13 protein-coding genes are annotated in these 16,973 nt (G+C 35.0%); 5 read left to right on the top strand and 8 right to left on the bottom strand.

Features of this window, described 5'->3' with window-relative positions:
* The 4 genes from HH304_RS08825 (at position 1) to HH304_RS08810 (ending at position 3,054) form a co-directional block, all read left to right on the top strand.
* Positions 1–513: a GNAT family N-acetyltransferase gene (locus HH304_RS08825; protein ID WP_169680494.1), complete on the top strand. Its 513-nt coding sequence runs from the start codon at positions 1–3 to the stop codon at positions 511–513.
* 124 nt (positions 514–637) lie between these two features.
* Complete coding sequence (locus HH304_RS08820; RefSeq protein WP_169680492.1) at positions 638–1,126, top strand: hypothetical protein; 489 nt, start codon at positions 638–640, stop codon at positions 1,124–1,126.
* 122 nt (positions 1,127–1,248) lie between these two features.
* Complete coding sequence (locus HH304_RS08815; RefSeq protein ID WP_169680490.1) at positions 1,249–2,433, top strand: MFS transporter; 1,185 nt, start codon at positions 1,249–1,251, stop codon at positions 2,431–2,433.
* 78 nt (positions 2,434–2,511) lie between these two features.
* Positions 2,512–3,054: a YybH family protein gene (locus tag HH304_RS08810; protein WP_169680487.1), complete on the top strand. Its 543-nt coding sequence runs from the start codon at positions 2,512–2,514 to the stop codon at positions 3,052–3,054.
* A 53-nt stretch (positions 3,055–3,107) separates the two neighbouring features.
* Here the strand turns inward: HH304_RS08810 and HH304_RS08805 are convergent, their stop codons facing one another.
* Entirely contained in the window at positions 3,108–3,926 is an 819-nt protein-coding gene (locus HH304_RS08805) for a sterol desaturase family protein (RefSeq protein WP_169680484.1), read from the bottom strand.
* 205 nt (positions 3,927–4,131) lie between these two features.
* Here HH304_RS08805 and HH304_RS08800 point away from each other — a divergent pair, with 205 nt between their 5' ends.
* On the top strand, positions 4,132–4,788 hold the full coding sequence (locus HH304_RS08800; RefSeq protein WP_169680477.1) for a cyclase family protein: 657 nt from the start codon (positions 4,132–4,134) through the stop codon (positions 4,786–4,788).
* On the opposite strand, the gene HH304_RS08795 is transcribed toward HH304_RS08800, so the two are convergent.
* From HH304_RS08795 to HH304_RS08765, 7 genes are all read right to left on the bottom strand, one after another.
* The gene (locus tag HH304_RS08795; protein ID WP_169680474.1) at positions 4,789–5,562 is read right to left on the bottom strand and encodes a carboxylesterase family protein; all 774 of its coding nucleotides are present in this window, start codon (positions 5,560–5,562) and stop codon (positions 4,789–4,791) included. It abuts the gene before it with no gap.
* 59 nt (positions 5,563–5,621) lie between these two features.
* Positions 5,622–7,205, bottom strand: a complete 1,584-nt coding sequence (locus HH304_RS08790) for an MDR family MFS transporter (RefSeq protein ID WP_169680468.1) — start codon at positions 7,203–7,205, stop codon at positions 5,622–5,624.
* Positions 7,206–7,267: 62 nt separating this feature from the next.
* Positions 7,268–7,714: a universal stress protein gene (locus HH304_RS08785; protein WP_169680443.1), complete on the bottom strand. Its 447-nt coding sequence runs from the start codon at positions 7,712–7,714 to the stop codon at positions 7,268–7,270.
* Positions 7,715–7,729: 15 nt separating this feature from the next.
* Positions 7,730–7,981, bottom strand: a complete 252-nt coding sequence (locus tag HH304_RS08780) for a hypothetical protein (protein WP_169680437.1) — start codon at positions 7,979–7,981, stop codon at positions 7,730–7,732.
* A 96-nt stretch (positions 7,982–8,077) separates the two neighbouring features.
* Positions 8,078–9,601 carry a RagB/SusD family nutrient uptake outer membrane protein gene (locus HH304_RS08775; protein ID WP_169680429.1) on the bottom strand — a complete coding sequence of 508 codons (1,524 nt, stop codon included), beginning with the start codon at positions 9,599–9,601 and terminating at the stop codon, positions 8,078–8,080.
* Positions 9,602–9,613: 12 nt separating this feature from the next.
* Positions 9,614–12,694 carry a SusC/RagA family TonB-linked outer membrane protein gene (locus tag HH304_RS08770; protein ID WP_169680422.1) on the bottom strand — a complete coding sequence of 1,027 codons (3,081 nt, stop codon included), beginning with the start codon at positions 12,692–12,694 and terminating at the stop codon, positions 9,614–9,616.
* A gap of 135 nt (positions 12,695–12,829) precedes the next feature.
* On the bottom strand, positions 12,830–16,927 hold the full coding sequence (locus HH304_RS08765; protein WP_169680416.1) for a hybrid sensor histidine kinase/response regulator transcription factor: 4,098 nt from the start codon (positions 16,925–16,927) through the stop codon (positions 12,830–12,832).
* Between the last annotated feature and the right edge of the window lie 46 nt (positions 16,928–16,973).

Here is a 16,973-nt window from a genome sequence, read left to right as displayed (position 1 = left end):
ATGCTTGAGTCCGGCAGGCTAAAATATAGAAAATTAACTCTTGATGATGTTGAACCCTTATATGGTATCATTGGCAAGGAAGAAAATATGATCTTTTACCCCAGACCGTTCACTGTTGATGAGACTGAGGAATGGATAAACAGAAATATTAAAAGTTATTCTGAAAATGGGTTTGGGTTATATGCAGTTATAGATAAAGTTTCTAACCAGTTTATTGGTCAATGTGGTATATCATTACAAGATATAAATGGAGTTATATTACCGGAAATAGGTTATCAGATAAAACCTGAATTTAGAAATCAAGGAATAGCCACAGAATCAGCAAGATATTGGTTGAATCAAGGTGTTGAGAATTTAGGTCTGGAGAATATTTTCATACATACTTATGTAAAAAATGTACCCTCTCAAAGGGTTGCTGTCAAGATAGGTATGAAATATTTAGGTGAGTATGATAAGTATATGCCAAGGTATAATCTAATCTGGAAACATGTCATATTTAGCAATAATACCTAAATAAGCAGTCAATAGATATTTGGAGTAGAATGTTGATATTTTTTTTGTAAAGATAGTGTTATATCTAAAAAATGTACTAAATTATAAGTACATAGTACAATAAAGTCATTTAACCACTACAGATATGAGATATATTTACATTATTGTTTTGTCGATTTTTGTGATGAGTGCGGTTAATGCACAATTCAAAGTTGGTGTTCATGGTGGCGCTCCGGTAGGAGATGCAAAAGATGTTTATAAATCAAGCTGGGGTATTAATGCCTATTACATGTTTGGCGATGAAAAAAATGCATTGATCAAATTTGGAGCAGGTGCGGGTTGGATTCATTATATCGGAGATGAGTTTAGTTCCGGAGGACAAACTTTTGAAATTGACGATGCATCCTTTCTTCCAGTTTATTTAGCTGCAAGAATACATTTTCTAGGTTTATTTGCAGGATTAGATGCCGGTTATGCTTTTGGTCTCAGTGATGTTGATGGGGGTTTTTATTGGAAGCCATTAATTGGTATCGGATTATTTTCAATTTTAGAAATAGATTTATTTTATCATAGTATTTATCCGGGAAATGGGGATATCAGTTCTGTAGGCTTAGCTGCTTACATAAGGTTTTAACCATCCTAAAAGATTATTTGTTTGAGGTTTATATACTTGTTTGATTTGGGTCGGTACTCACTTACCGGCCTTTTTTTATTTTTAATTTTATCGGGCAATTATTAATTTGGAAAGAAAAGTATATGCCCGGAAAGACCAGAATTTTATCATTTATAGTTATTGCTCAATTTTTTTGTACTTCATTGTGGTTTGCAGGTAATGCTGTAATGAATAATTTGATTTCTGCTTATGGATTAAATGATAGTGCTTTAGGGCAGTTAACCTCGGCAGTGCAGCTTGGTTTTATATCCGGAACATTAGTCTTTGCTTTATTAACAATTGCCGATAGGTTTTCTCCCTCAAAAGTATTTTTTGTTTGTTCAATCCTGGGGGCAGTTTTTAATATCGCTATTATTTTTGATCAAAATACCTATACTTCAATTTTAGTATTTAGGTTTTTAACTGGTTTTACCCTAGCAGGAATCTATCCTGTAGGCATGAAAATCGCCGCAGATCATTTTCAAAAAGGGCTAGGGAAATCTCTGGGCTTTTTGGTTGGAGCCCTGGTATTAGGAACAGCATTTCCACATTTAGTTAAAGCATTTACAACTGGATTGCCATGGAAAACTGTAATGATTTTCACTTCAATTTTGGATTTAGCTGGAGGTTTGTTAATTAGATTATTTGTACCTGACGGACCTCATCGAAAGCAAGCTTCCAAATTTGATTTCACTGCCTTATTTAGTGTTTTTAAGTATCCTAATTTTCGACAAGCAGCATTTGGATATTTTGGTCATATGTGGGAGCTCTATACTTTCTGGGCATTTGTGCCTGTAATTTTAATGTCATTTGTTGAGCTTAATCCTCAAGAAATTATAAATATTCCTGTATGGTCATTTATAATTATAGGGCTTGGTAGTTTAGCTTGTATTATCGGAGGCTACATTTCATTAAATGTAGGAGTGAAGTTAACAGCCACTTCAGCTTTGTTTTTATCATTATGTTGCTGCCTTTTATCACCATTCATCATCTTATCCGGATCAAAATTTCTACTATTAGGATACATGATTTTCTGGGGGCTGGTTGTAATTGCCGATTCTCCATTATTCTCAACTCTGGTAGCTCAAAATGCTCCCGAAGAATCAAAAGGAACAGCTCTAACCATTGTGAACTCTATTGGATTTGCAATCACTATTTTTAGCATTTTATTTATTAATTATCTGCGAACTGTTTTACCAGTTCAATATGTGTTTATATTTTTATCTATAGGCCCGGCACTTGGAATAATTAATTTGATATACAAAAGGCAGCCTTCTCCGGTGGCATGAATTTCTCAGGAGTGATAGATTTTAATTTTTTCTGATAAAATCTTATCTTATTGAATAAACACTACCACTATGAAAAATATGACCAGACTAATTATGTTATTAGCCGGAGTACTGACTATGTTTTCATGTCAGAATTCTGAAAGCACCACTGTGGAGGATTCTACAGAAATGGGAAAAGATGAAATGAGAATTGAAGAAACAGCTGAGGATGTTAAAAAAATAATTGATCAGAAAAATAATGAGCTGGAGAAATTATATCTGGAAGGGAACATGGATGAGGCATCGAAATATTTTACTGATGATGTTATCCAGTTAACACCTAATAACAAACCTATCAAGGGAACTCAAATGTACATTGATGAATGGAATAAAGCTTTGGGGGCTGGGAAATGGATATTTGATTTTAGAGTAGAAGATTTAAAATACTATGGAGATGCAGCTGTGGAGTTGGGTAGTTATGACTTGAAAATTGAGTGGGTTGATAACACAATGCCTCCTTATGAAGATACAGGGCATTATATGGTATTATGGGAGCGCCATGATGGAGAATGGAAAATTGTCTGGGATGCCCCGGTAAGCTCACTACCGCTACCTGGTATGGAAGAAGGTCAAGAAATGTAAAAAAAGACCGGATGGAAATTTGCCATCCGGTCTTTAATAAAATGTTTATATAACTAATAGTCAGTTTTAATATTTTTATCAAAAGGTATCTTAAATTGATACATCACATCCGAGTCAGTAGAATCATCTAAAACATCTAACCCATATTTTATTTTCTTTGGATCGTCCATTACATATGTTCCAAACATTCGATCCCATAGAGAAAAAATGTTTCCAAAATTTGTGTCAGTCCATGGCCTTTCAAAGTGATGATGAAATTTATGCATATTAGGAGTGACAAATACCAATCCTAGTGTATTATCTATCCATTTTGGAGTGGTGATATTAGCATGAGAGAAATATGTGAAAAACACAGTTAAAAATCGATAGATCAGGTAATATGATATCGGAGCTCCAATAACAATTATTGCCCCAAGAGCAAATGTTTCCCTGAGAATATAATCTCCAGGATGATGTCTTGTTCCACTTGTTACATCTACTTTGGTATCGCTATGGTGGATCATATGAAACTTCCACATCCATTTTACTCGATGAAGTAAATAATGAATCAGATATTGGGCAACCAGATCCAGTATCATCACAGCAATAACTAGCTCAGCCCATATTGGCAGGTCAACCATATTTAACAAACCGATATGATTTTCACCTATCCAGGAAAAAACACCTAACGTTACAACGCCAAACGCAATATTGATAACAAGAGTAATACTGAGGAAAATAAAATTTACCTTTGCATGCCCCCATTTTTTATATGAGTGCTTAAATAGGGGATAATAGCCTTCAAGTAGCCAGCAAAATATCAGGCAACACACTACCCAGATGAGCTTTTGCCAAGCAGGCATTGCTTCAAAAAATAATAATAAAGATTCCATACACTTATTTGAGTCGGGTTAAGTTAATTGACCAATTAAATAGTCATTTATGTATTATAGAAATTAACTTTCCTTTTAATTTAACTATTAATATTCAGATGGTAAAAAACAGCAGGTTTTTTTGAAGCAGGAGTAAGTATATTTGTTGAATTATTTTTAATACATATATGAAATCTCATATTTTGACCTAAAAGGATTTTTAACTATGAAAATTATTGATTTAAGCCATACCATTGATGAAAAAACTATCACTTATAAAGGACTGCCGGCACCAATAATTTGTGATTTCTGGGAAAGAGAGGCTTCGAAAATCAATTACTCAGATGGGTCATCATTTCAAATTGGTAAAATTGAACTAATTTCAAATACAGGAACATATATCGATTGCCCATTTCACAGGTATGAAGATGGTGAAGATATAGCTGATGTATCAATAGAGCGAATGGCTAATCTTGATGCTCATATTGTCCATTGGGATTATAAAAATCAAGGGTTAGCAGTATTAAAGTCTGCATTTTTGAATTTCGATGTAAAAGGGAAGGCTATATTGATACATACAGGATGGAGCGAAAATTGGAATACCGAGGAGTATTATTCAAACCACCCATACCTTCATGAAGATGCCGCTGAATATCTTAAAGTTTCAGGAGCGATATTAGTTGGAATAGATTCTTATAATATCGATGATACTCGTACAGATAAAAGGCCTGTTCATTCTACATTATTAAAAGATGGAATTTTAATTGTCGAACACTTAACTAATTTAGGTTTGATTTCTGATGAAAGTTTCAGGTTCACAGCAGCTCCTCCAAAAATTAAAGGGATGGGAACATTTCCAGTTAGAGCCTTTGCTATTGTATGATTATTTTGAGTGTGAAAACATCCATTTTAGGTATTCGGGATGAGCAAATGCCGGATCCCAGCTATTGTGATTTGCATCTTCGAAAATTGTAACTTTTGGATAACCTCCAGCTGCCAATATTCGCTTTGCCATTTCTAAACTTCCGGCTGGTGATACAACTTTATCTTTTGCTCCATGGATTATCCAGACTGGAACTTTATTGGCATATGCTTTGGCACTTTCCGGATTGCTACCGCCACAGATTGGAATTGCAGCTGCAAACTTGTCTGGAAACCTGTATAATAACTCAAATGTCCCCATTCCACCCATTGATAATCCAGTAATGTAAATTCTGTTTTGATCCACATATGGATTTGCTAATAACTCATCTAAAAGCTTCATAACTAATTCTGAAGGTTTTTTTATTGGCTTGGAATAATCATATGTAAAACTCCCTTCTACCTGATTATCATTCCTTGTAACATTAGCCCAGGAATCATCGGTTGGACATTGAGGGAAAACAACTATAGCCGGGTAGTCTTCCCTTACTTTTGGATCGGCAAAAAGAGAGCTCCCATGAACAAGTTGTAATTCGTTATCATTGCCTCTTTCACCAGAGCCATGCAAGAAAAGGACCACAGGATACTTTACTGAAGCATCAAAATTTTGTGGATACATTATCCGATAGTTTAAAATATCATCTCCAGACTGAAAAGTTTTTTTCTGATATAGGTTTTCAGTTTCACTTTGACCAAAAAGAAAGGTCGTACTTAAGAAAAACAGGAGATATTTCATGGTAGTAATTTTTATTTTAAAATAGCGAAATTATTACCAATTGAAAAGTAAAAGATTACTTAATCGGTATTTCTCAATTCATTATCCGGGAGAAAAATAGTTGCAACTCCTGCGAGAACCGAAACAATTACAGAAAATATGAAAATTCGGGATACTGAGTTACTAAAACCTGACGAAATGGATTGAAGAGCCTGTTCGTATTCAGGAGGCCCATTTTCAGTTTCCTTAACCTTTGATTCAAGTGTATCTCTTAATTCTTGCAGATTTGTTCCTTCATTAACCTGTATTTCAAGTGGAGTATTTTGTAGATTTTTTATGTTATCATTTAGATAAACGCCACTAATCGTAACTGCTAATATCATTCCCATGATTGCCGCCCCTGTAACACCACCAATCTGCCTGAAAAACTGAGTTGCTCCGGTAGCTTGCCCCAGTTCATTTCGATTAACACTGTTTTGAACTGCCAATGGAAACATCGGTAGGGTGGGCCCCATACCAAGTCCGGCAAATACCATTAAAATAACTACTTTAAAATAAGGGGTTTGAGTATTTAATGTTGTTAAAAAAGCAAATGCAATGATTAAAATACCAATACCTGTTAAAATAATTACCCTTACATGTCGAAATCTATTTGAAAGTCTACCTGCAAGGGTAGAGCCGGTTACTAATCCAAGAGAAAGAGGAATAAGACTAACTCCGGCTTTGGTTGCAGAAACACCAAGTACATTTGTAAGGTATAGTGGAATAAATAACGTTAAGCTAAAGAAGGACATCCCGAGAAAGATCACTGCCACCACAGTAATTCTAAAAACATTGTTTTTAAATAGATTCAGATTAATAATTGGGTTAAGACTTTTTCTTGATCTTAAGTAAAAAAGCATACCACCAACTAGAGCAATAACAAAAAATATGATGATCTCTGTAAAGCCTTGTTTTTGTTTGTTGGTTTCCAGAGCTAATAATAAAGCTGTTGTTCCAATTATCAGGTAAGTGGCTCCTCTGAAATCAAACAACTTTGAGTTATTTTCATCCGGAGCTAGTTTAGGCATATACATAATTATAAATGTGATGGCAATTGCAGCAAAAGGGATGTTTACATAAAACACCCATCTCCAGCCTTCTACACCCGGAATTATTCCACCGGCATAATCAGTTAGTAAGCCACCAAAAAATGGACCTAATAAGCTGGCTATACCAAATGCAGCACCGATGAATCCCTGGTATTTCCCTCTTTCTGCAGGAGGAAAAAGGTCGGCTATTACAATGAAAGCCATGCTGAATAGACCAGCGCCACCTAGTCCTTGAATTGCTCTGAAAACGATTAATTGGTTCATCCCGTCACCTATGATAGGAAGGTCTCCCCAGATACCTGATGTACCACAAAGTATTGATCCAAGAAGGAAAATAGTAATGGCTGCAAATTCGATTGTTTTTTTGCTATGCATATCAGCAAGCTTTCCATACACAGGAACAAATACAGTGCTTGCTGTCAGGTAAGCTGTAGCCACCAGGCTGTATCTATCAAGACCTTGTAAGTCTTTAGCTATTGACGGAAGTGCTGTAGCAACAATGGTTTGATCCAGAGCCCCTAAAAATAGAGCGGTTAGAACTGCTGCAAGGGTTAGTGCTTTCTCTTTGGTCATAAAGAGTTAACGACCTTATATAGAATTGGTTTTATATGATAAGGTTAAATTTTTATGTGAATTTAATCACTACCCAAAGGAATAATCAATAAAGGAATTTTTGCTTTTTGAACTACTTTTGAAGTAGTTTCTCCAATTAATGCTTTATACATAAAGGAATGATCTTCATTACCTATTATCAGCAAATCGGCATTCAAATCTTCTGCTTCTTTTAGAATCATTTTAACAGTCGGCCCCTGAATCATTAGAGCTTTAGTTTCAACCCCATCACTTTCACTGATTTTATCTGCAAGATCTTGTAGGAATTTATGGTCTTTTTTGAGTGTGGATGCCATATCATCCCTGATATATTGCGGTCCTGGGTCATAACCAACAAAATCCGGGTTTGGAGCAGCAACATGAATGAGCCATAATTTTGCACTAAAAGCTTGAGCCTGGGCAATGGCTGCTTCAATTAATTCATTTGAATTAACGTTGTCTATTGCAACTACAATATTATTGATGATCATGATTATGAGTTTTGGTTATCTTTTAGATCTGGTTTTTTGTTTTTGATAGATCTGGATGAATGTTATGATAGTTAATATAGAACAAGTCAGAACAATTTCCAGACCGTCAGATTCGATAAAATCGAGCCAATATAAAACCGGGATCACAACCAATAGGAGTGAAGAACCAAGTAGGATATACTTGCTTGTACCATTTCTCTTTTTAAGGCTTTCCAGCAAACCATATACTCCGATACATAAAAAGCCAATTCCAAATATTAGTGCCATGCTATAATTTAGAAAAAATTAGAATAAAGACAAATAAAAAAGGCCACATGATAACATGTGGCCTCAAATTGAACGATTGCAACGGTAAGTTTTTTATTACCAGTTAGGGTTTTGTGTTAATCCTGCTGTTCTGACTTCTGATATTGGGATAGGTAACAACTCATGCTTTCCAGCTACGAAGCCTTCAGGTGCTAAAACCTGATCGGCAATACCCCATCTAACAAGATCTCTAAATCTGTGACCTTCAAAAACAAGTTCAAGTCGACGTTCCATGATTAGTGCATCAATCAATGCTGCTCCTGAAGCAGATATATCAGCTAAACCTGCACGATTTCTAACTTCGTTAATTAGGTCTACACCAGTAGCTTCATCACCCATTCTGATATGGGCTTCAGCAGCCATCAATAACACATCCGAATATCTGATTAACCTCCAGTTGGTGCCATAGTTTAATTCATTAACCCCACCATTTTCAGTACTGGTTTCATTCTGATAGGTTCCGTACTTTCTTCTGATGTAACCTTTGAATTGGTGAGATTCTTGAACTATGTCGCCGCCCATATCTACTAATTCCTGATATGACATTACAGTATTTACTCTTCTTTCTGTATCACCAGCGTCAATAAATGCTTGGTAAGTATTTGGTTCAGCTATATTAAAACCCCAACCTGCAATTAGAGAATCTCCTGGAGCTTGAGTAAAATCTCTTGGCCCCATTAATTGTATATGGATGTTGTTTTCCTGAGCTCTTCCTTCACCCCAAGGAAAATTTCCCCAGTTGTAACCTTCAGTATTCACAAATTGAACTTCTAATACTGATTCCATTCCAAATTCTCGGGTATTTGAAAATACCTGACCAAAATATGGTTCTAATGAATATTCCCCTGAAGCAATTACATCATCAAAATTGCTAGCTGCATTAGTCCATTCTTCCTGATATAAATATGCTTTTCCTAATAATGCCTGAGCAGATCCAACAGTCCATCTGAATTTATCTGCAGAACCGTAGGCGCTCTTAGGAGGAAGTACAGCAATAGCATCATTTAGATCTATTTCAATTTGGTCATATACTTCATTTGCAGGAGTACGAGGTGTTGATGTGTATTCTGCCGGAGGAATTTCTGTCAGAACTAATGGTACATCACCAAATAAGCTAACAAGTTCAAAGTAAAAGTAGGCTCTTAGACATTTTGCTTCAGCTACTAATCTTTTTTTGAGATCCGTATCAGGCTCTGTATTATTGATTACCAGATTGGCTCTGTAAATACCATAATAAGCCATTTTCCATAATCCGAAGATTGCGTCATTATTCGAATCAAAAGTATATGAATGAAGCGTTTGATAAGCAGGTTGGTCTCCAAACCCACCACCGCCAGCAGTAGATTCATCAGACGGAAGTGTTTTTACAAGATAAGGACTTGCCCAACCGTTGCTATAATGGTATTGTAAAATATCATAAGCTGCAGTTGTTGCTTGCATTACATCTTCCTCAGTTTGATAGAATTCTTCTACCGGAGCTCTACCTGGAATTTCCTGATCGAGGAAGTCTTCGCAGCTCTGGAACGATAACAGTGTTATTGCTACCAGAATATATGTTGATAATTTATTTATAGTCTTCATGTTCTCTAATTATTAAAATGTCACATTTAAACCAGTAAGGAAAACTCTAGGAATTGGATAAACCCCACGATCTATACCCTGACTTTGGTTATTTCCACTACCTGCTTCAGGATCAAGTCCAGGGTAGCTAGTGAAAGTAAAGAAGTTATCAAGAGATACATATAGTCTAAGTTTAGAAATTCCCGCATTTGAAAATAAATTTTCAGGAAGAGAGTATCCTAATTGTAACTGCCTGATTCTCATGTAAGAGCCATCAAAAACCATCAGGTCGCTGTTATAGATATAAGGATTATCTGTATTAGCTCTAAACCATGAGTTTGTACTTCCTTCGCCTGTCCATCTGTCTTCATAGTAGAAAGCAGGTTTATTCGCTTTTGCACGGTCAGTTCTGTTGAAACCCATAAGGATGTCATTACCTTCTTTTCCTTGTAAGAAAACTAAGAAATCAAATCCTTTGTATGAAGCAGTCGCTCTTACTGAATAGATGAAATCAGGGAATGGATCACCAATATATGTCTGATCATCAGGAGAAATTGTACCATCTTCATTTACGTCCACAACTCTTGGGTCTCCTGGTACAGGACTATAGCCTGTAAGTCCACCTTCTGAAATATAGGCATCAATTTCAGCCTGATTTTGGAATATTCCGTCAGTTTTATATCCACTGAAATACCAGATCGGATAGCCTTGTTCAAAATAAGTAGCTGTCCATCCTGTTCCAACTCCGGTTCCATTTATTCGATCTACATTTTCATTTAATGCAGTCACTTCATTATTTAATGTGGTGAAATTAGCACCAATACTATAGTTAAAGTCACCTGCATTATCTTTCCAATTCAAAGCAAGTTCGATCCCTTTATTTTCTATGGTACCACCATTAATAAATGAAGGGTCATTACCAGAGAATACTGGAGGGGTTCCAATTGTTATCAGGTCGATAGTTTCTTTTCGGTAATAGTCAAATTCTAATGTTAATCTATCATCAAAGAATCCTGCTTCAAGTCCAATATCAAGCTGACGGCTTGTTTCCCATCTTAGATCAGGGTTAGACTGAAAATCAGGTTCTGCACCAATAAGGTAGTTACCATCCGCATCAGGGTATTTGATGCCTTCTGTTGTAATGAGAGCGGCATATTGACCTATAGATAATGATTGAACACTACCATTTTCTCCCCAGCTACCTCTTAATTTAAGGAAATTCATTGCAGATGATTTAGAATAAAATCCTTCTTCTGAAATCACCCAACCTGCGGAAATACTAGGAAAGAAATCCCATCTGTTGTCCGGATGTAGCTTTGATGATCCATCATAACGACCAGTAATATTTAAAAGGTATTTTCCTTGATAGTCATATAATACTCTAAAGAAATAAGACATAATTGTCTGAACATTTCTTCTCCCACCTACTCGATCATTATCATCCGGTAAAAAATCATAATATGCATATTTGTCTTCTTCTTTAAACATCGGTCCACCTGACATATACAAGTAGTTGTGTTCCATCTTTTGTGCAGTAGTACCTAAGGTAACATTGAAATTATGAGTATCAATTGATTTGTTGATATTCACAAAGTTATCCCATTGCCAATTGAACCACTTATCATCAGAATCATTTACTGTACCAGCATTATTTAATCTTTCAAGTGAGTAATAATAGCTAGGGGTCCAGGTACTAAATCTTTGAAATGCAGCGTCAATACCAAATCTTGTAGTGAATTTTAACCACTCAACTGGTTTGATATCAGCGTAGATATTTCCTACAATTTTATCTTGTACTGTTCCACCTCTTGCAGTTTGAATACCAGCAAGTGGGTTAAATATCTCTCCAGCAACATATTGAGAAATACCATAATATTGCCCATCATCATTTTGAACTAACGTATATCCATTATCTAATACTGATTGAGCATACCCTGGTAAAGTACCCGTGTAAACAGTTGGAGTTAATGGGTCTAATAGAATTGCATTATTTAAAATACCACCAAATTCTGAATCTTCAGCAATGGTTGATCTTTCAAAATGAGAGAATGAGAGATTATTACCTACTTTCAACCAATCTTTAACTTCATTGTCAGTATTTAATCTGAAAGTGTAACGTTTGAAATTAGCTTTATCTCCACCAACAATACCATCCTGGTCAAAAAAGCTACCTCCAATAAGATATCTTGACTTTTCAGAACCACCGCTGATATTTAAACTATGTCGCATCATTGGAGCAGATTCAAAGATCTCATCTAACCAATTAGTACTTATGTTTCCAACATTTGAAGGGTCTGGTCCATCAGTAATTCCTGCTTCATCTAAATAGGTTGCATACTGCTGGGAATTCATAACATCCATTTTATTGTTGGCACTTTGAATTCCATACTGAAATCCATAATCAATTTTTGCAGAACCTGCTTTACCTTTTTTGGTAGTTATTAGAACTACCCCGTTACCACCCTGCGCACCGTAAATAGCAGCAGATGCAGCATCTTTCAATACTTCAATTGATTCAACTTCGTTTGGATCAAGGTATTCAATTCCACCAGTAATCACACCATCAACGATATATAGTGGTTGTGAATTACCGTTTGAGCCCGTACCTCTAATTGTGATGTTGATACCACTTCCTGGAGAACCAGAATTTGGGAGTACATTAACACCAGCTACACGCCCTTGTAAGGTCTGATCGATACGAGTATTTGATACTGATTGTATATCATCTGCATCAACACTTGCAATTGCTCCTGTTAATAAGCTCTTTTTTTGCTCACCATAACCAATTACAATGATTTCTTCTAAAGCTGTTATGTCAGGAGATAAACTCACATTAATTTGAGATCTTCCATTAATGTTTATTTCTTCTGTCAGATATCCTACAAATGAGAAAATAAGCGTTTCTGTTCCTTCAGGAACTGTTAAGCTATAGTTTCCTTCTACATCTGTAACGGTACCATTTCCTGTACCTTTTATTAGAATGTTTGCACCGGGAATTCCGGAATCGTTCATGCCGTCTGTAACCTTACCGCTGATCACTCTGTCTTGTGCTATTATTGCAACTTGGCAAAGCATCAGTGCAAGGTAGAGCATTAGGTTTTTCGGTTTGTTCATGTTTTTCATATGCACTGAGTTTTGCTACAATATTGTTTCCATAAGCACAATTGTAGATGGGCATTTAAAACAAATAGGGGTGGTATTTATAACAATCGTTTGAAAACGGCTTAAATAGCTGTTTTAGGCCGTTTTTTATTGTTTTAATGATACAAATTCCGATGGATTCATGCCAAATTGTTTCTTAAAAGTAGATCTGAAATACTGCAAATCAGTAAAACCAACCTGGTATGTTATTTCAGCAATTGAAAATTTATTTTGTTTCATGAGCTGTGCAGCTCTTTGCATTCTCATATGCCTAATCAACTCATTTGCACTCATTGATATTGCATTTTTTAATCTTCTGTAAAGTTGCATTCGACTTATGCCCATTTCTTTACAGATATCATTAATAGTGAAATTAGGTTCACTTATATTTTTTTCAATTATTGCTACAATTTCTTCAACAAATGATTCATCTGTATTTTTTACATCAGGTGTCTTTGGTGTCAATTTATGGTGCTTGTTTTGAGCTATTTTATTCTTGAAATTTCTCCCAGTTTTAAGCATGTTTTTAATTTGCATTTTTAATTTGACCGGGTCGAATGGTTTTGCCAGATATGCATCAGCTCCACTTGAGTAACCTGCCTCCTGACTTTCTTCTGATGCTTTTGCTGTCAATAAAATTATAGGGATGTGATTTGTTTCATCTCCTTTTTTAACATTATTACATAGTTGGTAACCATCCATTTCAGGCATGATGATATCACTGATGATAAGATCTGGTTTTTGGTCATTAACAATGTTTAATGCTTCAACTCCATTTGTTGCTTTTAATATATTAAAGTCCTCAGACAAGAATTCAGACATAAATTTCCTTATATCATCATTGTCCTCAGCAATTAATATCGTTTGTTTTTGTTTCGAGCTTTCTTCGTTTGTTGTTACCTGTTCTTCATTATGAGCAATTAAATCTTCAAGTTCTGTATGATTATCAATTATACTTCTTTTGATTTCAGGTAATGCTATTATGGTTTCAGGATCTATACCATTTAAATTCAAAGGTATTTCTACATAAAAGCATGTTCCTTTATCATGGTTATTTTTGACATCAATTTGCCCTTTATGTAATTCAACAAGTTCTTTTGTTAAAGCCAGTCCTATTCCTGTTCCAAGGTCTCCTCTTTTTTTGGAAATTGAACTTTGATAGTATCTTTTAAATATTTCTTCCTTATCATTTTCGGATATTCCTTCACCTGTGTCACATACAGAAAAGTTAAGGTTTAGATCATCAGAAGTCAGTTCGAAATTAACTTCTCCAAATTCAGGTGTATATTTTATTGCGTTTGATAATAAGTTAGTTACAATTTTTTCAAGCTTGTCGACATCAAGTGAAGCAATTATTTTGCTTTTTGGAAAATGTGCTGTAAACCTGATATTTTTCTTTTCTGCAAGCCCTGAAAATGAATAAACGATTGGTTTAAGGAACGCAGAAACATCAATTACCGTAAATTCAGCTTTGACTGCACCTGATTCTAATTTTGATAGGTCAAGAATTTGATTTATCAAGTTAAGAAGGCGGTCTGCCTGTCTGATAATATTTGTAACCTTATTTTTATGTTTGGAAAAATGTTCCTCATAGTAGATTGTCTTCAGAGGAGACAGGATTAAAGTTAAAGGAGTTCTGAATTCATGAGAAATATTGGCAAAAAACCTGGATTTCAATTCATCCATTTCCTTAAGTTTTTCTAATTCAAGATGTTCCAGCTTTAAGTTGGTTTTAAGTTTTTCTCTGTGAATAATAGTATTTCTTCTCCATATTAAAAGAGTAAGAATGATTAAGAAGTAGACAATATATGCCCAAATTGATAAGTACCAGGGAGGTGTTATTTTAATTTTGAGTGAAGCCTGCTTCTCAGATAGAAGTCCATCAGCATTAAAAGCTCTTACTTTAAATGTATAATCACCAGCAGATACATTAGTATAATAGGCGGTATTTCTTGTGCCGGCATCCTGCCATTCTTCATCGTACCCTTCAAGTTTATATTGATATGTGTTTTTATTAGACTGAGTATAGTTAAGGTATGCAAATGAAATGTCAAAGTCGTTTAGTTTATATGGAAGAGTAATTTTCTCTTTATTGATAATACTTTTATCCATATTATTAATAAATTCTTTACCTTCTTCAGAATTGAACTTGATGTCGGTTATTAATACATTTCCTTTATCAGAAATTTCCGGGATATTTAATGGATTAAATCTATTATAACCATTTATTCCTCCAAATAGCAAATCACCATTTTTAAGTTTTAGTGATGCTCTTTTGGTAAATTCAGAACCTTGTAACCCATCTGCTTTGCCATAAGTTTTTATTTTGAAAGTTTCTGGTTCAATTGAGGCTAATCCATTGTTTGTGCCAACCCATAAATTTCCCGTATCATCTTGCTCAATACTCAAAATCATATTGCTTGGTAAACCATCCTGAATGGTTAATGCTTTAAATGATTGGCTCTTATCATCAAAATAATTGAGTCCACCTCCATGGGTACCGGCCCATAGCCTGTTTTGAGCATCGATAAAAAGTGAAAAAATAAAACCATGATTTATGTATTCCTTACTGCCTTTTGGTTTTTCAGGTGAATAATTAATTAGTTGTTTCGTCTTCAGATCCTTTGTCAAAACTATCTTATCAATACCAAAACCTTCTGTTCCTGTCCAAATATTGCCATTATGATCTTCTACGATTGTATGAATCGTAGAAGATGAAATTTTTCTTTCTTCGTCTGAAGGAGTAAAAGAATAAAATTCATTTGTTTTTGGATCATATACTTCCAAAGCATGTCTAAAGGATACAAACCATATTCTGTCTTTACTATCGCGGTGTAAATCAAAAATGTATTTGCCAAAATATCTATCAGAAGAAGTTCGTCTGTCGAAAAAATGAATTTCATCATCACCAAGATCTTTATAAAATACTCCTCCTTCCCAGGTCCCGATCCATAATCGCCCATCTGCACCTTTTTCAAGGCATAGAATACTATTGCTAGTCAAATTACTGTTGTTTTTATCAAAGTATTTTGTTGGTTGTCCCTCCTGAATGTAATTTAAACCTCCGCCATCTGTACCAACATAATAGCCATCACCTTCTTCGGCAAAAGCACTGACAAGATTGTAACTAATTGCCTCTCCAGGTTTTTGTGTTTGATGAAAATGAATAAATCTTTTTTCATAGGGATCTACTTTAAATAAACCCTGATCAAATGTTCCAATAAGTATGGTTCCATTTTTTGTTTCCATCAGGTTCCAAATAGAATTACTTTTTAGTGAGTAGTTTCCATAGGGATCCCTGAAATACCTTTCAAAATTGCCAGTGTTTAAGTCTAATATGATGAGTCCTTCGTTTTCAGTGCCAATCCAAAGTCTGTTGTTTGAATCATGCAGGAGACATAAAATCGTCATTGACTCAATCAGGTCAATAAATTCCTGATTATCTGTGGCCATTTTAAAGGTGTATTCGCCATTTTTTACAGATAGTTTTCTGAGACCTTTTTGAAATCCTATCCAGATATCCCCATCTAAGGATTTGGACATTGTTCTTACTACATCATGTGGGATTATAGATGGATTTGATTTTGAAGTATAGTTCGTAAATCTCTTTTTATCTTTATTAAATAAGTATAGCCCCTTGCCCCAGGTGCCAATTAAATAATTTTCTTGTTGGTCCTGTGCTATACCGACAATACTAGTTTCGGCTATTTTACCATTATTAATGAATCCCGTGTATGTATTGATTTTTCCGGATGATGGATCATAGGTTATTACCCCAGATTTCTCCGTAGAAAACCATATCAAACCATCTTTATCAATCATTGAATTGGTAATCAACTTATTTTTGAAATCGAATTTACTGTCTTCAATTTTTCCTGTTTGATCATCTAGTTTGAAAACCCCGCCGCCATAGGTACTTATCCAGATATTATTTTGGCTATCAATATTTAATCCACTTACATAACCATTTACAAAGGCTTTATTTCTGCCCTCATCAGCAAAGGTATATATTTCCTCACCATCAAATCTGTTTAGTCCATATCGAGTAGCAATCCAGACAAAACCATTATCATCTTCTGCAAGTCTGGTAACGCTATTTTGGGTTAATTCTACATCAACATGATGGAAATAGAGCTTATCAATTTCCTGGGCAGGGGTTGATATCCATGAGATTATTAGTCCCACGATAAATACACAGTTTTTCATAGTTCTAGTATAATAAAAAATATTTACCCAACCATGGATTCAAATG

The sequence above is a fragment of the Marinigracilibium pacificum genome, assembly GCF_012926615.1.
GTDB classification, from domain to species: Bacteria; Bacteroidota; Bacteroidia; order Cytophagales; family Cyclobacteriaceae; genus Mangrovivirga; species Mangrovivirga pacifica.
This window is presented reverse-complemented; position numbering and strand designations above follow the sequence as displayed.